Source organism: Shimia abyssi, assembly GCF_003014475.1.
Classification (GTDB): Bacteria; Pseudomonadota; Alphaproteobacteria; order Rhodobacterales; family Rhodobacteraceae; genus Shimia; species Shimia abyssi.
The window spans coordinates 1-19,195 of record NZ_PYGJ01000030.1 but is presented as its reverse complement, the minus strand read 5'-3'; the positions used below and the strand labels follow the sequence as shown (position 1 = coordinate 19,195).

The 19,195-nt window shown below is 53.4% G+C and carries 17 protein-coding genes, 2 pseudogenes and 1 riboswitch; of the genes and pseudogenes, 15 read left to right on the top strand and 4 right to left on the bottom strand.

What is annotated here, in order from left to right; all coding sequences use genetic code 11:
* The first annotated feature begins 430 nt into the window (after positions 1-430).
* Entirely contained in the window at positions 431-1,801 is a 1,371-nt protein-coding gene (locus CLV88_RS22330) for an MATE family efflux transporter (RefSeq protein ID WP_106610622.1), read from the top strand.
* 803 nt (positions 1,802-2,604) lie between these two features.
* Here the strand turns inward: CLV88_RS22330 and CLV88_RS22325 are convergent.
* Positions 2,605-3,273 (bottom strand): cupin domain-containing protein, encoded by a 669-nt coding sequence (locus tag CLV88_RS22325; RefSeq protein ID WP_106610621.1) that lies wholly within the window; start codon positions 3,271-3,273, stop codon positions 2,605-2,607.
* 30 nt (positions 3,274-3,303) lie between these two features.
* Positions 3,304-3,450: a hypothetical protein gene (locus CLV88_RS23115; RefSeq protein ID WP_165798979.1), complete on the bottom strand. Its 147-nt coding sequence runs from the start codon at positions 3,448-3,450 to the stop codon at positions 3,304-3,306.
* A gap of 573 nt (positions 3,451-4,023) precedes the next feature.
* Positions 4,024-4,128, top strand: a riboswitch (TPP riboswitch).
* Positions 4,129-4,178: 50 nt separating this feature from the next.
* On the opposite strand from CLV88_RS23115, the gene thiD reads away from it, so the two are divergent.
* The 11 genes from thiD to CLV88_RS22270 are packed head-to-tail and all read left to right on the top strand — an operon-like array spanning position 4,179 to position 12,153.
* The gene (gene thiD / locus CLV88_RS22320) at positions 4,179-4,958 is read left to right on the top strand and encodes a bifunctional hydroxymethylpyrimidine kinase/phosphomethylpyrimidine kinase (RefSeq protein WP_106610623.1); all 780 of its coding nucleotides are present in this window, start codon (positions 4,179-4,181) and stop codon (positions 4,956-4,958) included.
* Complete coding sequence (locus CLV88_RS22315) at positions 4,955-5,935, top strand: FAD-dependent oxidoreductase (protein WP_106610620.1); 981 nt, start codon at positions 4,955-4,957, stop codon at positions 5,933-5,935. The genes thiD and CLV88_RS22315 overlap by 4 nt, the downstream gene beginning before the upstream one ends.
* Positions 5,919-6,116 carry a sulfur carrier protein ThiS gene (gene thiS / locus CLV88_RS22310; RefSeq protein ID WP_106610619.1) on the top strand — a complete coding sequence of 66 codons (198 nt, stop codon included), beginning with the start codon at positions 5,919-5,921 and terminating at the stop codon, positions 6,114-6,116. Before CLV88_RS22315 ends, thiS begins: the two co-directional genes overlap by 17 nt.
* 1 nt (position 6,117) lies before the next feature.
* Positions 6,118-6,888: a thiazole synthase gene (locus CLV88_RS22305; RefSeq protein WP_106610618.1), complete on the top strand. Its 771-nt coding sequence runs from the start codon at positions 6,118-6,120 to the stop codon at positions 6,886-6,888.
* Positions 6,885-7,481, top strand: coding sequence for a thiamine phosphate synthase (locus CLV88_RS22300; protein WP_106610617.1), 597 nt, complete (start codon positions 6,885-6,887; stop codon positions 7,479-7,481). The genes CLV88_RS22305 and CLV88_RS22300 overlap by 4 nt, the downstream gene beginning before the upstream one ends.
* Positions 7,478-8,434, top strand: a complete 957-nt coding sequence (locus CLV88_RS22295; RefSeq protein ID WP_106610616.1) for a HesA/MoeB/ThiF family protein — start codon at positions 7,478-7,480, stop codon at positions 8,432-8,434. Before CLV88_RS22300 ends, CLV88_RS22295 begins: the two co-directional genes overlap by 4 nt.
* A 9-nt stretch (positions 8,435-8,443) precedes the next feature.
* The gene (locus CLV88_RS22290; protein ID WP_106610615.1) at positions 8,444-9,379 is read left to right on the top strand and encodes an ABC transporter substrate-binding protein; all 936 of its coding nucleotides are present in this window, start codon (positions 8,444-8,446) and stop codon (positions 9,377-9,379) included.
* The gene (locus tag CLV88_RS22285; protein ID WP_106610614.1) at positions 9,376-10,047 is read left to right on the top strand and encodes a TenA family protein; all 672 of its coding nucleotides are present in this window, start codon (positions 9,376-9,378) and stop codon (positions 10,045-10,047) included. The genes CLV88_RS22290 and CLV88_RS22285 overlap by 4 nt, the downstream gene beginning before the upstream one ends.
* Positions 10,044-10,766, top strand: coding sequence for an ABC transporter ATP-binding protein (locus CLV88_RS22280; protein ID WP_106610613.1), 723 nt, complete (start codon positions 10,044-10,046; stop codon positions 10,764-10,766). Before CLV88_RS22285 ends, CLV88_RS22280 begins: the two co-directional genes overlap by 4 nt.
* A complete protein-coding gene (locus CLV88_RS22275) occupies positions 10,763-11,416 on the top strand; it encodes a TenA family protein (protein ID WP_106610612.1) in 654 nt (217 codons plus the stop codon). Before CLV88_RS22280 ends, CLV88_RS22275 begins: the two co-directional genes overlap by 4 nt.
* Positions 11,413-12,153, top strand: a complete 741-nt coding sequence (locus tag CLV88_RS22270) for an ABC transporter permease (RefSeq protein ID WP_106610611.1) — start codon at positions 11,413-11,415, stop codon at positions 12,151-12,153. Before CLV88_RS22275 ends, CLV88_RS22270 begins: the two co-directional genes overlap by 4 nt.
* A gap of 47 nt (positions 12,154-12,200) precedes the next feature.
* On the opposite strand, the gene CLV88_RS22265 is transcribed toward CLV88_RS22270, so the two are convergent.
* Positions 12,201-15,614, bottom strand: a complete 3,414-nt coding sequence (locus CLV88_RS22265; protein ID WP_106610610.1) for a translocation/assembly module TamB domain-containing protein — start codon at positions 15,612-15,614, stop codon at positions 12,201-12,203.
* Positions 15,614-17,419 carry an autotransporter assembly complex protein TamA gene (locus CLV88_RS22260; RefSeq protein ID WP_106610609.1) on the bottom strand — a complete coding sequence of 602 codons (1,806 nt, stop codon included), beginning with the start codon at positions 17,417-17,419 and terminating at the stop codon, positions 15,614-15,616. Before CLV88_RS22260 ends, CLV88_RS22265 begins: the two co-directional genes overlap by 1 nt.
* A 289-nt stretch (positions 17,420-17,708) precedes the next feature.
* Here CLV88_RS22260 and CLV88_RS22255 point away from each other — a divergent pair, with 289 nt between their 5' ends.
* The 3 genes and pseudogenes from CLV88_RS22255 to CLV88_RS22245 form a co-directional block, all read left to right on the top strand.
* A complete protein-coding gene (locus CLV88_RS22255) occupies positions 17,709-18,533 on the top strand; it encodes a flagellar motor protein MotB (RefSeq protein WP_106610608.1) in 825 nt (274 codons plus the stop codon).
* 117 nt (positions 18,534-18,650) lie between these two features.
* Positions 18,651-18,833: pseudogene (locus tag CLV88_RS22250) on the top strand (flagellar basal body protein); the annotation flags it as partial.
* Positions 18,814-18,963: pseudogene (locus tag CLV88_RS22245) on the top strand (flagellar basal body P-ring protein FlgI); the annotation flags it as partial. The pseudogenes CLV88_RS22250 and CLV88_RS22245, both read left to right, overlap by 20 nt.
* Positions 18,964-19,195: the final 232 nt, after the last annotated feature.

The window sequence follows — 19,195 nt, the reverse complement described above, 5'->3', positions numbered from 1 at the left end:
CCCTCAATCCATCAGAAAAACGCCTAAGCCATCGTCACGCCAAATGGCCGGCTTTTACTCCGCCACACTGGCAGGTTTTTAATCCGCCGTTGACAGCCTGAGTGGATTTCGCAAGAGGCTGGCGTCACTAACCGGCAGATTTTGGAGCTACCGTGCGCCGAGAAAGAGAGACGTTCAAAAACGGCGACCGAAAGACGTTCGTCTCGAAGATCGACCCTTGTGTCGGAAACCTCCAGACGACAGACTTGCTGGGCCTCAAGGTGTTCGTTGTACGCAAAAGCAGGGTAAAATTTTGGCAAGACTAGATTTGGCTTGCCTGCTGGAGGCGAGATGAGGTCGAAACGAAGCTGTTCCGTGGTGTTAAGGAAGTTTTTCACCCGAATTCGTTTTTCTACCAGTTGAAGCTGAGCGCACATGATACCCTACTAAAATGGCAACTCACACAGACCTCGATCTAACACGCGGGCCGATTTCGTCCCACTTTCGAACCTTGGCTATCCCTGGTGCAATCGGGATGTTGTTCAATACATTATATAATGTCGTCGACATGTTCTTCGCCGGACTTTTGTCCACCAGTGCACAGGCTGGACTAGCACTTGGATTTCAGGCGTTCTTCATTGCGATTTCAGTCGGAGTCGGACTTGGGTCCGCGATGAGCGCACTTGTCGGAAACGCCTTGGGTGCAGGCGATGATCGCAAGGCGCGCCGATTGGCCGCGCAAGGAATGAGCTTTGGTTTTATCGCTTCTTGCTTGCTGGCCATTGCTGGCCTTGGGTATGGCCCTGCGCTAATCGAATTGGTTTCAGAACCCGGCGCTTATCGGGATGCTGGGCTGCGCTACTTTTATTGGCTTCTCCTTGCACTACCTGGGTTTCTTCTGGCGTTTTCCTGCAATGGTATCCTACAGGCACACGGTGATGCCGTCTCTATGCAACGTGCTCTAATTGTGGCATTTTTTGCGAATATCGCGCTAAACCCTTTGCTAATTTTTGGAATTCCCGGACTTGTTCCTGGCATTGGCTTTGAAGGCCTCGCGATCTCGACAGTGATCAGCCAAACAGGTGTCATGTTATTCCTCATTCGGCAAGTCCTCAGACGACGCCGGATGGCTCGAATGCGGCCCAGAAGCTTCATTCCGCGGAGTGAAATTTTTGGCGAAATATCAATGCAAGTCTTACCTACGGCCACATCGTTCACGGTAATGTTGTTGTCAGGATTTGTCCTGCAATTTGCCTTGAAAATATTTGGAGAGCACGCAATCGCAGGCTACGGTGTCGCGATAAGGCTCGAACAAATTTTGCTTTTGCCAGTGTTGGGCATGACCGGTGCGCTATTGCCAATCGCATCCCAGAATTTCGGAGCACGTGAATACACGCGCGTCCGCGAAGCAGTGTTTTTCTGTTGGAAGATCGGTTTCGTTATGACCGCAATTGCGGCGCCCTTACTCTGGATACTTGGGCGCCCCGTGTTGGGGTTATTTACGGATGATCCACAAGTGATCAGTGTGGGCCTCAGTTACCTACGGGTCGACAGCCTTGTCTTACCGTTTTACATGATGCTGTTTTCGATAAATTCCCTCTTACAGGCACTGAAACGTCCGATTTGGACAGTTTGGATCAGCCTATATCGCCAAGGGTTTGGAGTAGCCTTCTTTGTTTGGGTCTTTATTGGGCTTATGAACTTCCAGGAAATCGGCGTATGGCTCGGAACCGCAGCGGCCGTCATAACGGGATGGATTATAGCTCTCGTCTTTGCGACACGAGTGTCGCAGCGGGAAATTGGCGGTCTTTGGAAGGGCTAAGTGACGTTCCATTTCAAAGTGCTATACTTGGATCGAATTTCTAGACCTCAGATCTCTCAACGCCTGCAAATAACATTATTCACATCGCAACGGTTTTTTTTAACAGCTTTATCATACGCCTCTACATCCTCTTCGGCCCGCGCCGCAAGAAGAGTACCCTCAAGAAGCGCTAATGTTGCACGTGCTTAGGCGACGACGACGACGACACCAGAGTTTGTTCCATCAGAATTGCCAGCCTCAAAAACCGACAGGTCCACTCGACCATCATCGCTCGAAATAGGTTGATTTTGTCTTTCACTTCGTCGCTCAGACTCTCGCGACTCACTGTCAAGGACACGCGAAAGCAAAGCGTTTGGCCAGTGTTCTGCACTTACCGAAATAATTCGGTCAAGCCCAGCAAGCTCTTTCGCATTGTTTGACACTGGCTCCGAAGATTGATGCAAGAACGATCTATCAAAGCGGCAGTCAGAGTGGCTTTTGTTGGAAAATGGTAGTGAATCGAGGCTTTACGAATACCACCCACTTGAGCAAGATCTACCTAGGTCAATCCGTCGAACCTGCGTGCGCACGCCGAATGCTTTGCGACATCTACCAACGCGCCTTTGGTGTCTTTTCCCATTGAGGCTTGACCATTTGTGCCGTCGCTAGAATATTTTTCCCGATCCATTCGAACCATATAGCGTTAGCTGTTGCTTTAGAGTCGCGGTAATCGACGAACTTCATCTTAAACCAAATGCAAAAGGTGTTAGAAAAGTCTTACCGCAAGTTAACCAGAAGACATCAGCCACCATACACGAGACGCATCACACCAACGGCGCTTCCGCAAATGGCAAATGGCCCGTTTTCATCCAGATTTTTGCACCATTTTTCCCAGCGATCGCGGAGAATTCCTCGCCCTCCGGTAGTCTTAGCCAGGCGTTTTTTTCCAGCCTGTCCAGTCCAACCGTTATTGATCCGCCGATAACCAACACCTCAATACCGCCTGCTGCGTAAGAATGGATTAAGGCGCCAGCGTCTGCATGGCTGTAACTAACCGTTTCCCGAACATCCTGATGCAACAATGCCGTCGCAACACCATTCACAACCTGAGCAAGCTCTTCCACCATGTTTTTTCGAAATTGATTGCGATCCTCCATATCAAACTGCCAAAGCTTAACAAATATTGTACAGCCAGAATCTGAACCCGGAGTATGCTTTGTTGTTGGCGGATTCCGCACATAAGTTCCTTCTGGGAAGTCACCATGCTCGTCTTGAAAAACTCCTTCCAAAACGACGAACTCTTCTCCACCAGAGTGTGTATGAGATGGGAATTTGCTGCCCGGCGCATATCGAACTATTGTCGTGGCGCGGGCAACCTCCTCGCCAATTCGATCCAGCATGCGTCTGTCGACGCCGGGCATGGGTGACGGTTTCCATTCAAGGTTTTCAGAATGTACAATGACACGGGACGAAAAATCTGAGTTAAGATCCATTTTACGAGTCCTGTTCGCTTAAGTTACAATCTAGAAATAGGCGGCAATCGACGACCGTACAGCGACATTGGCAAAATCAGCGCGGGTCAGTCCAGAAAACTGTATGATGTCAGCGATGAAAAATGCGCCGACGGCTAGATAATCGTTTTCCGATGGAACAGAATCTAAGTTGATCATTGTTCTACTCGCAACTTTTTTGCTATCCGCCCATTTGGCCCCTTGATCAACCTCCAAATCGGTACCTAACTCCGCGGCAGCATTATAAATATCGTACCGCTGGCATTCAGCATCCGTTTTTGCCGCGCGAAACCATCATTGACCCCCGCTCATTGCCTAACTGTTCTTTGAATTAGAGTTGGTGCTTCAAAGTAAACATCAAAATATTCCTTGATAATATTGCAATGCAAGGTGCATCTTACGTCGTTCAGCTCAAGCCAAGGAATAAAGGCGTTAGGGTTAATTGCCTTAAATGCCTCTGAACGGTGCACTCCAACCAGCACATCGACGGGCACAAAGATAACTTTTCAGCCGCACCATTTTCGGGGGGAACACTGCTCAAGTGCGTCAGATTTGGGAATCCTTCCAGATCATAGACTTTCAAAAACCTCGTTTCTCGCCAGTTTTCGATTCAATTATCTACCTGTGGATTAGTGGCTAAGTATTCAACCCCAATCCCAAAACCCCAATGTCCCACTCATAGCAACGCTTAAGACCAGAGATTGACGCCGGGATCACAGAGTAGTATCGATTTCGGGACTGTTGGGGTGCCCTTTGCTATTGGGGCTGAGATGCGAAAGCGAACCCATTGAACCTGAACCGGCTAGAACCGGCGGAGGGAACAGGATTTGGCTCCAAGATAGCCACCCTTTCCCCTTTTGTTCTAGCCAAATTCCGGAAAGGCCGTGATATTGGCGATTGCATTAACGATAGCGGGGTCAGACTCGGGTGGTGGGGCCGGCATTCAGGCTGATCTCAAGGCATTTTCCGCGATGGGTGTTTACGGATGTAGCGTCGTTACAGCGGTAACCGCGCAAAACACCCGTGATGTGACCATGGTGCATGCCATTCCTGACGATGTGGTCGCTGGTCAGATTGCAGCCATTCTGGATGACATTGCAGTAGATGCGATCAAGATTGGCATGTTGGGCTCGCCGTCCTTGATCGAGACAGTTGCACATTCTTTGCGAAATTTTGACGGCCCCGTCGTGCTCGACCCGGTCATGATTGCCAAGTCGGGCGTTGCGCTATTGGCGGATCACTCGGTGGGTGCGCTAAAGAAACATCTGTTACCCCGCGCTACATTGGTCACTCCAAACCTGCCTGAGGCGACCAAGCTGGTTGGCAATGGTGAGGCTCTGGATCAGAGCGACCGCTTGTTGTCATTGGGCTCAAAAGCCGTCTTGATGAAGGGCGGGCATGCGAATGAGGAAATCTGCACTGACTGGTTGTCAAGCGCAGACTATTCGGTTCAGCTTGCCGCGCCACGGATAGATACAACAAACACGCATGGCACCGGGTGCAGCTACTCTTCGGCGATCACCGCGGGATTGTCCAAGGGTTGGTCTCTGCCTTATGCGACGCGGGTTGCGCATGGCTGGTTGCATCAGGCCATTTTGCGAGCAGATGAGCTGAATGTCGGCCAAGGCCATGGTCCCGTACACCACTTCCATGGGATGTGGGCATGAGCCAGGATATCACCATATTGGGTGGAGGCGTGGCAGGGCTCGCTATGGCTTCTGAATTTTTAGCTAAGGGGGCCGGTGTAACGGTTATCGACCCCGCAGGTCGCCCCGGAGAACACGCCTGTAGCTGGTGGGCTGGTGGCATGCTCGCGGCTGAATGCGAGGGTGCTTTGGCCGAAGAGCCGGTAGTACGCCAAGGGCGCAAGGCGGCACAATGGTGGGCTGATCAAGGTGTTGAGATCACGCATAACGGCACGCTGATCGTCGCGTCGGGGCGGGACCAAAGTGAGCTAATGACATTTGCCCGTCGCGTTCCGGCTGCGCAATGGCTGGATGCTGCACAGATCGCCGACCTTGAACCGCACTTGGCAGAACAATTTACGCGCGCGCTTTTTGTGGAGCGCGAAGGGCACATGAACCCACGCCCCGCCCTGACCAGCCTTTATGACCGTCTGGCGGCGTCAGGCGTGCAGTTCGTGACCAAGGGCGCTTCGCGTGGTCAGGTGATCGATTGCCGGGGACTAGCCGCAAGGTCCGATTTGGACGGGCTGCGCGGGGTCAAAGGCGAGATGGTGATTGTGCGCACCCCGGATGTGCAATTGGCGCGCCCAGTACGCCTGCTGCACCCACGCTTTCCGCTCTACATCGTACCACGCGGAGACGGTGTTTTCATGCTTGGTGCGACTCAGATCGAAAGCGGCGAACGTACGCGCGCCACCGTTCGCTCGGTGATGGAACTGTTGAATGCCGCTTACGCGCTTCACCCCGCCTTTGGCGAGGCTGAATTGCTGGAAATCGGCGTCGATGCGCGCCCGGCCTTTTCAGATAACCAGCCGCGCATTCGGCGCATCGGCGACCGAATTTATGCGAATGGGCTGTTTCGACACGGCTACCTGCTTGCGCCCGCATTGGCGAGAATGACAGCCTTGATGGTGATTGAAGGCACGGAACCGGAGGATTGGTATGAAGATTATCGTTAATGGGGGCGCGATAGAAGCCACCGGACCCACATTGGCCGATCTGCTGGAAGAGCTGGGGCAAGACACGGCCAAAGTAGCCACCGCCGTGAACGAAGATTTTGTACCTGTTGGCGTAAGAGCGACGCGGGTGTTGAACGATGGGGATCGCGTAGAGATTGTGGCGCCAAGGCAAGGTGGGTAAGATGCCAGTTTTCTACGGAAAAGAAGTTGCATCACGCATGATGCTGGGCACGGCACAATACCCGTCGCCTGCCATCTTAGCGGATGCGTTTCGCCGATCGGGTGCCGGGATCGCCACCGTATCCGTGCGCCGTGAAGCGGGCGGAGACCAGGCGGGACAAGCGTTTTGGAACTTGATCCAAGAACTGGGCGTGGCAATTTTACCAAACACCGCCGGTTGCCATTCCGTGCGCGAGGCGATCACCACAGCCCAGATGGCACGAGAATTGTTTGACACCAACTGGATCAAGCTTGAAGTGATCGGCCATTCAGACACGTTACAGCCGGATCCCTTCGGACTAGTTGAAGCTGCGCAAGCACTAAGCGATGACGGGTTTGAGGTGTTTCCATATTGCACCGAAGATTTGGTATTGTGTGAACGGCTTGTTAAAGCTGGGTGCCAAGTGCTGATGCCGTGGGGTGCGCCAATTGGTACTGGTTTGGGCTTGAATAACCTCTATGGCCTGCGATCCCTTCGCGCGCATTTCCCGGATACTCCGCTGGTGGTAGATGCCGGGCTTGGCCTCCCATCCCAGGCAGCACATGCTATCGAGCTGGGCTATGACGCGGTGCTTCTTAACACGGCCGTGGCCAAAGCCGGTGATCCAGCAGCGATGGCTGAAGGGTTTGCAAAAGCGGTTGAGGCAGGGGCTTTAGCAGCCACTGCCGACCCGATGGAGCCACGCGATATGGCAGCACCGTCAACGCCTGTGCTGGGGATGCCGTTCTCATGAGCTTACATGCGTTTTACCCGATATTCGATGATGTGTCCTGGTTGCGCCGAATGCTGCCGTTGGGCGTGAAACTGGTCCAGCTGCGGATCAAAGATAAGCCCGAAGAGGTGGTGCGCGCACAGCTCGCCGAGGGGCGTGATCTGTGCCAACATCATCGTGCGGTTCTGGTGGTCAATGATTATTGGCAACTGGCGATCGAACTGGGCTGTGATTGGGTGCATCTGGGACAAGAAGATCTGGACGAAGCGAATGTCGAAGCCATACGCGCCGCGGGGATCAAGCTGGGCGTGTCTACGCATGACGAGGATGAGCTTGACCGGGTATTGGCATTGAAGCCCGACTATATCGCCTTGGGGCCAGTCTATCCGACTATTCTCAAGAAAATGAAGTGGCATCAACAGGGCGTTGAGAAACTGACCGAGTGGAAAGCGGCAATTGGAGAAATCCCACTGGTCGCAATCGGCGGCATGTCCGTTGAACGCGCACTTGGCGCATTTGATGCAGGCGCAGACATCGTATCAGCGGTAACAGACATAACGTTAAAAGACGATCCCGAAGCGCGTGTATGCGAGTGGCTGGAGGTTTGCCAGTGAACCGATACGCGCGCCAGATCGCTGTTCTAGGACCAGAACAGCACGACCGCCTGCGCGCCTCACGTGTCTTGGTGATTGGCGCGGGCGGGCTTGCGTCGCCCGTCTTACAATACCTAGTTGGCGCAGGCGTCGGGTTTATCCGGCTGGTGGACAGCGATGTTGTAAGCCTTTCGAATTTGCACCGTCAGACGCTGTTTCGTGAAAACGATATCGGTCAGCCCAAAGTGACAGCCACCAAAGATGCAATGGCAGCATTGAACGCTGAAACGCAGATTGAGCCTCATCAAACACGGTTTGATCCGGCCAACGCGCCCGAACTGTGCGCGGATGTACACTTGGTTCTGGACTGCGCCGACAGCTTTGCTGCGAGTTATATCGCGTCAGATCACTGTCTGACGGTTGGCACACCATTGATCAGCGCCAGCGTAGTGGGCACCGACGGGTATGTCGGCGGTTTTTGCGGCGGCTCACCGGGCCTGCGTGCGGTATTTCCGGATTTGCCCGAACAATTGGGATCATGTGATGCGGATGGCGTGCTTGGCCCGAGCGTCGGTGTGATCGGTAGTCTTCAAACGCAGATGGCGATGGCTGTTCTGGGCGGTCGAACATCCGTTTTGGGACAGCTCGTAACCTATGATGCTACGACAATGCGGTTTGGGGGGTTTCGATTTGACAACGCCCCCAATCCTGCTGCGAACCCTGCCTTTATCGCTCCGGGAGAAATTGCCACCGAGGATTTCTTGATTGACTTACGTGCCAAAGACGAAGCGGGACCAGCTTTGGACGGGGCGACGCGGCAAAACGTGAGCGATTTTGGGCCGGACGGCCCGATGCCAAACACAAATCAACGCGCCGTTCTGGCATGTCGCTCGGGCCTAAGGGCTTGGCAAGCAGCAGAACGGCTATCGAAAAATTGGGATGGGAAGATAAAACTCCTCGCCCTCGGAGACTAAGGAGAACTCATGAAACATTTTATTACTGCGGCGGCATTGATACTGGCTACACCTGCCGTGGCACAAGACAAGATGACGCTCTTGCTCGACTGGTTCGTAAACCCCGATCATGGGCCGATCATTGTGGCACAAGAAAAGGGACTTTTTGCGGATCAGGGACTAGAGGTCGAAATCGTAGCACCTGCAGATCCCTCGGCGCCACCTAAGCTGGTTGCCGCCGGTCAAGGTGATCTGGCGGTCAGCTACCAGCCAAGCCAACATTTGCAAGTAGCGCAAGGGTTGCCGCTGATCCGCGTAGGAACATTGGTCGCGACGCCGCTTAACTGCCTTCTGGTGCTCAAAGACGGCCCAATCCAGGAAATCAGCCAGCTCAAGGGCGGCAAAATCGGTTTCTCGGTCGCCGGTGTTGAAGAAGCCGTTTTGACCGCAATGTTGGGTCAACATGGCGTTACTCTGAACGATGTCGAAATGGTGAATGTTAACTTCTCGCTATCACCATCCTTGATGTCGGGTCAGGTGGACGCGGTGATTGGGGCTTATCGCAACTTTGAACTCAACCAGATGGAAATCGAGGGCGTTGAAGGTCGGTGTTTCTACGTTGAAGAAGAAGGTGTGCCGACCTATGACGAACTTATCTATGTCGCCAACCCCGACCGCATGGACAAAGACATGGTGCGCCGCTTCCTTCGCGCCACCGAACTTGCCACACAGTATATTGTGAACAACCCGGATGAGAGCTGGGACGTGTTCAAGGGCTATGCGGCAGAGCTGGATGACGAGTTAAACGCAAAGGCTTGGGTCGACACCCTGCCACGGTTTGCGCTGCGTCCCGAAGCGCTGGACGAAGGCCGGTATGTGCGGTTCGAAAAGTTTCTGGCAGATAGTGGATTGGTCGAAGGCACACGCCCCGTTTCAGCTCTGGCTGTTGATCTGGGTGCCGAATGAGCTTTGGCCTAACATTTGAAGCATGGCGCACTGCGGCAGGCGAAAGCTGGCCTGCCTATACACGCCACAGCTTTGTTCAGGGTCTCGAAAACGGGACCCTACCGCACGCAGCATTCCTGCACTATCTCAAACAGGATTACGTCTTCCTGATCCATTTTTCCCGCGCATGGGCGCTTGCCATAACCAAGGCGGAAACCGTAGAGGAAATGCGGCTGGCGGCCGGCACTGTCAACGGGCTGATCAACGAAGAAATTGCTCTTCACATCAAAACCTGTGCCGAGGCAGGAATTGATGAAACCGCGTTGTTTGCCACCGAAGAACGACGCGAGAATCTGGCCTATACCCGGTATGTGCTGGATGCGGGCCATTCGGGGGACTTGCTTGATTTATTGGCGGCACTAGCCCCTTGCGTGATGGGTTATGGCGAGATTGGAGCGCAACTGGCGCAATCCAAAACAGCGGACTCTTACAATGAATGGATAAGCACTTATGCCAGCGAAGATTATCAGCAAGTCTGCCGCGATGTCGGCGCCCTTATCGACACGGCTGTAGCGCGCCGTTTAGGCAGTGATCCCCACAACAGCCCTCGCTGGGCGATCTTGTGCAAACGCTTCACAATGGCGACCGATCTTGAAGTGGGATTCTGGGACATGGGTCTCGATCCCTGATGGCCGCGCCTGCGTTACACCTAAAAGGATCGGCTCGCATCGGTGATCAAATCATCTTCGCCGACCTTGATCTGTCGGTACAAGCAGGCGCTTGGACATGCCTATTAGGCGCGAGCGGTGTAGGCAAATCAACCGTGCTCAGGCTATTTGCGGGGCTGACCAAAGATATAGACGTCGACGGCAGCTATGGTGCGTCCGATGGCGCGCTCGAGGGGCGGGTCGCGTTGATGGCACAAGACGACTTGCTTCTACCGTGGTTGTCAGCGCTGGATAACGTATTGATCGGTGCAAGGTTACGTGCTCAGCGCCCTGATTGGACTCGGGGAGAGGATGTTCTGGCGCGGGTCGGCCTGCGCGACCATATCGCCAAGCGCCCAGGCGAACTATCTGGCGGTCAACGGCAACGGGTAGCTCTGGCAAGAACCTTGATGGAAGACCGGCCCATCGTCCTGTTGGACGAGCCGTTTTCAGCACTGGACGCTTTGACACGAGCACAGATGCAAGAATTGGCAGCTGAATTACTTCTAGACCGTACAGTACTCTTGGTCACACATGACCCGGCCGAGGCCGCGCGCTTGGGGCACCGGATCGTGATTATGACAGATGCCGGACTGCAAGACGTACCTGTTCCAACGGGCAATGTACCCAGAGCGGTCGATGCGTCCGACGTTCTCAAAGCCCAAGCCGATTTGCTCAACCAATTGAGGATCAAACAATGAGAGCAACAGATTATTTGAGATCGCAGGTCGCTGAGGATTGGACCGCGGCGACCACTCACGCCTTTACAAATGCATTGGTCGACGGTTCGCTGAGCCGGGAAAAGATGGCCGGATATCTGCAACAGGACTACCTTTTCGTAGAAGAGTTTGTGCGCTTGCTGGCATCGGCTGTGGCACACGCGCCAAATTTGGCCGACGGTGTGCCAGCTGCACAGTTTCTTGGGCAAATCTGCGGACCAGAAAACACCTACTTCCTGCGCGCACTAGAGGCACTGGAAGTCCCACAAGCACAGACCGAAGCCTCTGAGACGTTGGCCTTTCAACAGTTGATGGCAAGCGCTCGCCTCTCTGGCCGGTACGAAATTATGCTGTCAGTACTCGTGGTTGCCGAGTGGGTTTATCTGGAATGGGCAACGCCCCATGAGGATAGAGCCGAAAACCTGCCATTCTGGTTTGGAGAATGGATTACATTGCACAGCGGACAGGGATTCTCCGAAGTCGTGTCTTATCTGCGAAAACAACTAGATACCGCATGGGAAACACTCGGGGCAGCAGAACGCGAGGACGTTCAAATCACGTTTACAAAAGCGGTCGCATTGGAGCGTGCATTCTTTGACGCCTCGTGGCTTGGGTTCAAGGTCGACAGATGAAGGGTTGGCGAGCGGGCGTCGCATCGGCAGCATTTGGAATTGCCGTGTGGCAGGGCCTTGTATGGGCCACTGGCCTGCCAAAATTCATCCTTCCCCCACCCGCGCTCGTGTTCGAAACGATCTGGGCAAGCAGAGCGCTTTTGGCCGAGCATGCGGTAATCACAATGTCCGAAGTGCTGATCGGTTTGCTTCTGGGGGCGGTCCTGGGCGGACTATCTGCCATTGGCCTTGCTGCCTCTCCGATGGCACGGGCCTTGGTACGCCCTATGTTGCTGTTTAGCCAATCCATACCGGTATTTGCGCTGGCCCCAATCTTAACGCTATGGCTTGGCTTTGGATTGGGCTCCAAGATCGCGATGGCTTTGATTATTATCTACTTCCCAGTGACATCGTCGTTCTTTGACGCGCTGATGCGGACAAACCCCGATTGGCTTGGACAAGCGCGGATCATGGGCGCGACACCTGCCCGCATCATGTGGCATATACGCATTCCCTCGGCACTGCCCGGATTTGCATCAGGGCTACGGTTGGCAGCAGTCTATGCCCCGATTGGGGCGATCATCGGCGAATGGGTCGGCTCTTCCAAAGGCCTAGGCTATCTCATGTTGCTGGCGAATGGACGGGCGAAAACCGATCTTATGTTCGCAGCACTGATCGTTTTGGCAATTCTGACCATTCTTTTGCATGCAGCCGTTAACAAGTTCTGTGAAAAAACACTCGATCGCACTGCAATGTAATTCACCAGAAAGACCGTTTCCGCAGCTCCTAACCAGGTTCCAATAACCTAGTAATCTCGCTGGAAAAACAAACCAATCGCACTGTTGTTATTGGTAGCAACGCTGCCTTTTACGGTCAGGTTGTTGGTAACATCAAGGTTAAGGCTGATTCCGCTTTCACCTTTGCTGTTCACCTCAAACTCCGTGTAAAGGTTCTCGCTGATGTGTTTCCCCGCCCTCAGCCCCGGTGAACCCTCTTCGTCGAATGTCAAAGACAGCTCGTCCAATCCGGCCTTTTCTCCCAGTCGAGGACCTCTGGGGCCATTACCAGACAATGTTGCCAATGCAGCTGCAAGTTGGGCTGCCTGAAGGCCGGAAATGCTGGAAAGATCACGCCCAAACAACAACTGAGACAAGACCTCGTCTTCCGGCAATTCCGGATCGGATTCCAGCAATATCTTTGGATCATCCAAGTAACCCTCAAGAATAATACGTATCGTCGCGTCGGGTTGCTCGGAAATTGCAACGACACGCATCCAAGGCTCAAGCTCCCCCGCCAATCTGACAGTTCCCTCTTCGATCTCGAACGTTTTGGTCAAGAAGTCCATACGCCCGCGGATCAAGTCCAGCTCGCCTTGCGTGACCACCTCGTTGGTGTTGCCAGACAAACGCACACCACCATCAAAATCTGCGTTCAATCCCATTCCTCGAACGGCGATATGGCGGGCGGTCTGAATATTGATGTCCAATCCAAATGGATTTGAAGACGAAGACTCTTTTTCTGCTTCCTTGATCAGCCCTGCACGTTGGCGCGTACGCAGCGCTCTGGACGGTTCCGCAACATGGGATATCTCAGGCACCGCTCCGACACCGGCCAAAGCGGCCGATGAGATCTGGATGTCTGTTTTCTCAAGGGACAAATCGCCCGAGATTGTGCCACCCCCTGTAAGCGGACCGGAAAACAGCATGGCTCCGTCAACAACAACATCCAACAGCTGCCCTTCGCGATACCCCAGATTGTTGAGTCGGATTGGCAAATTAGCGCTATATGGCGGACTAAGATTTACAGTTCCATCCGCCGCAATGTCGCCACCACCGGAGAAGTTTGTCGTAACGGCAATTCCTGCTGTGCCGTTATTTAACGTGATTGTGCTGTTTATGTCCGACAACGCTGCTCTGATAGCGGGCAACGAGAAGCGTGCGCCATTAGTACGAACCGTCCCAGAAAGGCTTTCCAAACTCGGCGCACCGTTAAGGTTCAAGTCATATGTCGCCTGCCCTTGGACCGAGTTAGGGGCAAGTATGGGATTTGCGGCAGCAAGAGGCAGGTTTCCAGAAACTGAAAAGGCATTATTGGTTCCGCTTGGATCAAGAACCCCATCACCTTTTACACTGGTTTCAAAAGGGCCAGATCCGTCGAGGTCAACGTTCCATCCAGCCCCGGTTTGCGCCACATCCGCGTGAATTTCTGCTGATCCTGGCAAGGCGGGTAGGAAAATTTCAACGTTGCCAACCGTCATATCAAAGCTAGCACTGATCATCGCGTTTTTGGGAACGGTGGCATCGACCGCCGCCGTGATGTTACCCGGCGCGGTTGTGTCCAAATCAAGCGTCCAATCGCCATTGGTCAACTTAGCCGAACCTTTAACCGATGTCGGTCCAGACAACCCGTCCATAATATCCGAAGTTTCATGAAGCGTCGCTGAAAGCTGCATTTGCCCGTTCGAACTGTCCAAAGTGCCCGACGCAGTTGCATCCAGCCCTTCGGTATCCAGTTCAAAGTTCCGCAGATCCAGTTTCTCAAAATCGCGAGCAGCGGACAGCGTCAGCTTGGTCTCACCAGTAACCAGATTGTCAAATCGAGGGTCATCAATAGAGAGATCGCGGCCAGTTGTTTGCAAATCGACATCGAATGCCCCCGTCAAGGCAGCAAAGCTTCCATCTACATGTGCAAGGATTTCCCCACCCAAATCCCGACCAGCTAAACCGCTGAACCTAGAAATGTCGGATGAAAGCACGCGCGCCGCGCCCGAAACCGCAAGATCGCCGCCAAGGCCAGAGAAGTTCGCATTCCCCTCGGCTTGTATTCCGGCCGCTTGAAAATCAAACTCGGTTAACTGCAGCCCTTCGTTTTCGTGCCAAAACAGATCTGTCGACAAGGTTCCGCTTTCACCTACTGCCTGAGCGAGGGCAGCGTCGCTAAGTACGACGCCACGGGTATCGAGCGTGACAGACGCGGACACATGTCGTGGATCCTGGGCATGAATAAGTCCCTGTCCTGCGATCGTAAGCCACCCCAGATCAACAGACTCAGATTGAAACCCCTCTACCGTTCCTGACAGCGTCCATCGCTCACCTTCAGAAGCGTCAAAATCCGCCTCAAGATCAGCGCTCTTCAGAAATGTCTGCGCACCACTTACAGGCAACAGGATCGGGTCTCCGTCCGGGTCCGCCATATTTAGTGTCACATCAAAGCTATCAGGGAGGCCATCAGCAGCGATGGCAGCATTTCCTTGCAGATCCAGCACAGCAGACGTAAGCGACAACCCATCAAGTATCGTACGACCATCAGCAAAAATGTGAGCTTGCGTTTCCAAGCCAATTTTGTCCCCGAAAAAATCTCGGTACTCGGGTGCGAATAGCGGCGCCATATCACCAGAAATATCCGCTTTGATGACACGCGTCGGCGCCGTGTCAGGCGTCAGTGCAGCTTCGGTTGAAAGCACCACTTGCCCAGCTAACCGTTCCTGACCCGCGCTGGCCAGCTTCAGATCCGCCGTAAAGGAATCGATCGGTCCGTCCCCTTTTACACTCAAATCAATCGCTGGCGCGCCAGGAAGGCGGGTCAAATTGGCAACTATGCCATTTGCGTCTTCTCGCGCGTCAAGGTTAATCCGAAGCTGACGTGTTTCATTAGAAAACGCAGCATCCAAGTGGAACTTGCCTTCTGGCCCCTCCAATCGCGTTGCTTTCAGAACAACGTCACCATTTCCCTCCAACAAAACCAGCTTCGTCTCCAGCGACATCGCCAGCTCTTGCCCAAGGAGAGTTTCACCAAGCTCGATTCGATCTGAGCTCAGCTTCTGAATATTGACACTGACCGGAAGCTCAGGGAGCGAAAAGGGTTTCGCTTCGGCAGTGGGCGCCTCTGGTGTCGGTTCACTTTTAGGCGCACGTACAATCGAAATTCGTTCGGCGGACAACTCATTAACGTTGATGTTGCCTTTCAAAACAGCCAGTCGGCTCCAGTTCAACTTGATACCGCTGACAGTCAGCCAAAGGCCTTCGTCATCGGATATCCGGATTTCCTCAATCGTAGCCTCAGAGCTGATAGCCCCGCGCAGTCCATCAACCTCGACCACACGACCCGCGCCTGAAAGCGAGGATTCCAGAAATCGGGTCAACATTCCTTTGTCGTCCTCTTCCTGTGCAACCAAGTTGGTAGGAGCCGCCAGAAGCATTATGAGGGCGAACCAGCGCATTAAAACGTGTGTCCTATGCCAATATAGAGCTGCACTCCATTTCCCGTACTTCCCGAAACGGGTGTACCAAGGTCGACCCGAAGCGGACCAAAACCTGTGTTGTACCGCAAACCCAAACCAGCGCCTGAATGCCAATTTCCGTCGCCCGTGAAATCCGCAGTTTCACCTACAAAACCCGCATCATAAAACGCAACTGTGGAAATTTGCTCAGTAACCCTAACCCGCATTTCACCCGACAAGCCGACAAATGACAAACCGCCGCTGTCAATCCCGTTGACGGTGACAAAATTGGATTGATAGGGCTGCCCTCGAACAGTCCCGCCGCCACCTGTATAGAAAAGGAAATCAGGGGGCGTGCCTGCCAGTGATGGTCCAATGATCGAACCCAATTGAAGCCGCCCCGCCATAACCACGTTATTGCTTGCCCCAATGCCTTGATAGGCGCGCAAATCAGATTGAATAAAGATGCCGTTGTCCGCGTCACCTTGACCCAAATAGGGCATCACGCCCGCTTCCAAAAAGTAGCCACTTGTCGGATCCGTAACAACATCACGTTGGTCCCAAAGGATGCGCATCGGAATTCCGTAAACGAAAAAATTCCGGCTTCCGAAATTATCGTCAACTTCAGAAGCGCGAAACGCCAGCTCCATACTGGCTTCGAAACGATCTGAGATATAGCGCTTAAAGCCAAATTGCGTTCCGACCTGACGCAAGAAGTACAGATCTTCGTCCTCTTGCTTCACCTCAAAACTGAGTTGAAAATCGGTATCCGATCGCAATGTTGCGGGGCGTGTATACAGCGCCCCAAGGCTCCAATCTGTTCCCCCACTTTGCGCGCCAATATTGTCTATCGACGCGTCAAAACGCAGCCGCTCTGCACCACCCAGGATATTCCGGTGTAACCAGAATGCCGACAGGCTGACTCCGTCGCGGCTTTCCAGCTCAGCGCCAAACCCAAACCGCCTTGGAAGGTCATCAACCACGACCAGGTTCATATCCAGAGTTTCGCCAGGCCCAACCGCTTCATCTTCGCTCAGATCAACAGCACGGAAACTGCCCGCGCGGCGGAGCCGTTTGACAACTTCCGCGGATTTTTGGGGGTCAAATGTTTCGCCCGACGGCAGGTCCGCAATTTCGCGAATACGCTCTTCTCGAACCTTGGACGTACTCTGCACATTCAACTTGCCGTAGGTCACTTTGGGTCCGGGTGCCAGCTTCAAGTCAACATTTAGCTCATCCTTGGCGTGGTTGGCCGATATGTTTTGGTTTGCGACACTGGCCTTGGCATTGCCATTGCTGCGCCATCCATCCACACCAGCCTTCGCCGCGTTTTGAATGACACCAAGCGACGCTTGCTGACCAGTGGCAAATTCTTCGGGAAGCTCGGTTTCAGGCGCCAGAGGTTCTATTTGTGCTTTGCCAAACTTAAATCGCGGGCCGGGATCAACGGAAATCCGCACCTGCTGAACATTCGCAATCTGTGCAAACGGAGATATCGACGTTGCTTCTTGCCCGTTCACATAGATGTCGAGATCCGGCCCAAAATACCCTTGTTGGTAAAGCAGACTAACGAGACGTTTGTAATCAGATTGCGCAGCTGCCAAAATGTCTTGGCCGTCGTTGGTTTCCTCGGCTTTTGCCGCATAAACCAAAGAAGACGCTTTAATTCTGTCACGCAGCTCTTCATCGGCTTTTGGCGCATCCAGAACCACTTCAAACGCAAAAAGAGGCGACGCCATGGCCAACAGACCGAGCAAGAGATTTGAAAAGAATGATATCTTGAGACGGAGCGCAGACAGCGTCATTTCAATCCTCAAACAATCCGTCAAAAAGTGTTGCGATGCTTCTTATGACCAGCCGCTCTAGCGATGATAATCAAGAAGATATCGCAAGGTATTGTGTGTGGCCATAGATGATGCGCGAAATATGCGGCAATTTTTTGCCGTGTTGCGTTCACCTGGCGGGAACAGCACCACCCATGGCACGCAAGGGTGCTTGGATTGACGGAACAAGTTCCTTAAAATTCAAAATGTTAAGCGCGCGTTAAATCTCTGCCATTACAAACGACACTGGGTGAGAAATAGGTGGTGAGACATGACGGCGCGCGCAAATGCGGCTCCGGTCATCATCAAACGGAAGAAAATCATCAGTGGCGGTGGGCATCATGGCGGTGCTTGGAAAGTCGCCTATGCCGACTTCGTGACGGCAATGATGGCGTTCTTCATGTTGATGTGGCTGTTGAACGCAACGACGGAAAAACAACGGAAAGGGATCGCGGACTATTTTAGCCCGACGGCACCAATCAATCGGATCTCGGGCGGTGGAAACGAGATGTTTGGCGGGGACAGCATCCTCAAAGAACAGTTTCTTGCCAATAATGGCGTCGGGGGACTTCCCACCTCGCTTTCGGGTGGGCCCCAACCATCCAACGAAGTCGAGGGGAGCCATTCGGAGCAGATGCAGCTTGCAGAAGTGCAGGATTTTCTAATCGGCGGAGGGGGAGAAAGCTTTCTCAACGACAGCCTGAAGAAGCACGTTGTTACGCGCTTGACTGATGAAGGTTTGGTTATCGAGCTGTTTGACACCGAGGATGTGCAGCTCTTTGTTGACGACAGCGACAAGCCGTATCGCATTCTGGTTGATCTGGTGCGTTTGGTGGCTGATGCAAGCCAGCTGATCAAAAACGACATTGCAATTGAGGGACATGTTCGAACCGTGCACTTGGTACGGCGTGAAAGAGCCACTTGGGCGCTGTCTCTCGATCGAGCGGACAAAGTCCGAGAGTTGCTGGAGACGCATGGACTTAATTCAAAACGCCTTGCCCGTGTGACAGGACACGCGGATCGCAAGCACATCACAAACGACCCACGTGACCCGCGCAACAACAGAATTTCGGTTATTTTGCTTAGAGAAAACTAGTGAGCGCCTCGACACTCAGGAGAACTGTTTAAGATTTTAGCTGTTAGCGCGCTGTTAATGCCCCGACGGGTAACTGTTGTGTCGAAGAACATTCTGATACAGCAGAAAGGCGTATTCATGACAATTTCATCATCGCTCAATGCGGGAGTCGCAGGTCTTGCTGCAAACGCAACCCGACTAGCGGCGATTTCCGACAACATTGCGAACTCAGCAACTTTTGGTTATCGCCGCGTCGAATCCGATTTCCATTCGATGGTCGTTTCATCATCAGGCGGCGCCTATTGGCCTGGCAGAAGTAGATGGCGGCACGTCGCTAAGCGAAGTGATCGCAGGATTGAATGCACTTGGCGTCGCCCCCCGTGACATGATTGACATCCTAAAAAGCATCAAGGCCGCAGGTGCGTTGCATGCCGAATTTGTGGTACGTTAATCGGCGCACGTTCAATCATTTCCACCTTGGAATCAGCGCTCATTCCAGATACCACGTTCGCGTCTCGTTAGTCGCAATTCGCCATGTGGATGAGCTCCGATCTTACGACGGTTGTTTAAAAACGTCCAGGTTGGCTGTGCGGTTTCAACTTGTCGCTGCAACACAGGCCTCGAATTTCTCTGCTGGGGTTTGGTATTGCAAGGTCTTTCGAGGTCTCTCGTTGAGCTGGCGA

What these genes read in the sequence shown, in the direction of transcription:
- CLV88_RS22330 (WP_106610622.1), top strand. Translation starts at nt 431, where the DNA reads ATGGCAACTCACACAGACCTCGATCTAACACGCGGGCCGATTTCGTCC.
- CLV88_RS22325 (WP_106610621.1), bottom strand. Translation starts at nt 3,273, where the DNA reads ATGGATCTTAACTCAGATTTTTCGTCCCGTGTCATTGTACATTCTGAA.
- CLV88_RS23115 (WP_165798979.1), bottom strand. Translation starts at nt 3,450, where the DNA reads ATGATCAACTTAGATTCTGTTCCATCGGAAAACGATTATCTAGCCGTC.
- CLV88_RS22315 (WP_106610620.1), top strand. Translation starts at nt 4,955, where the DNA reads ATGAGCCAGGATATCACCATATTGGGTGGAGGCGTGGCAGGGCTCGCT.
- thiS (WP_106610619.1), top strand. Translation starts at nt 5,919, where the DNA reads ATGAAGATTATCGTTAATGGGGGCGCGATAGAAGCCACCGGACCCACA.
- CLV88_RS22305 (WP_106610618.1), top strand. Translation starts at nt 6,118, where the DNA reads ATGCCAGTTTTCTACGGAAAAGAAGTTGCATCACGCATGATGCTGGGC.
- CLV88_RS22300 (WP_106610617.1), top strand. Translation starts at nt 6,885, where the DNA reads ATGAGCTTACATGCGTTTTACCCGATATTCGATGATGTGTCCTGGTTG.
- CLV88_RS22290 (WP_106610615.1), top strand. Translation starts at nt 8,444, where the DNA reads ATGAAACATTTTATTACTGCGGCGGCATTGATACTGGCTACACCTGCC.
- CLV88_RS22285 (WP_106610614.1), top strand. Translation starts at nt 9,376, where the DNA reads ATGAGCTTTGGCCTAACATTTGAAGCATGGCGCACTGCGGCAGGCGAA.
- CLV88_RS22275 (WP_106610612.1), top strand. Translation starts at nt 10,763, where the DNA reads ATGAGAGCAACAGATTATTTGAGATCGCAGGTCGCTGAGGATTGGACC.
- CLV88_RS22270 (WP_106610611.1), top strand. Translation starts at nt 11,413, where the DNA reads ATGAAGGGTTGGCGAGCGGGCGTCGCATCGGCAGCATTTGGAATTGCC.
- CLV88_RS22265 (WP_106610610.1), bottom strand. Translation starts at nt 15,614, where the DNA reads ATGCGCTGGTTCGCCCTCATAATGCTTCTGGCGGCTCCTACCAACTTG.
- CLV88_RS22260 (WP_106610609.1), bottom strand. Translation starts at nt 17,419, where the DNA reads ATGACGCTGTCTGCGCTCCGTCTCAAGATATCATTCTTTTCAAATCTC.
- CLV88_RS22255 (WP_106610608.1), top strand. Translation starts at nt 17,709, where the DNA reads ATGACGGCGCGCGCAAATGCGGCTCCGGTCATCATCAAACGGAAGAAA.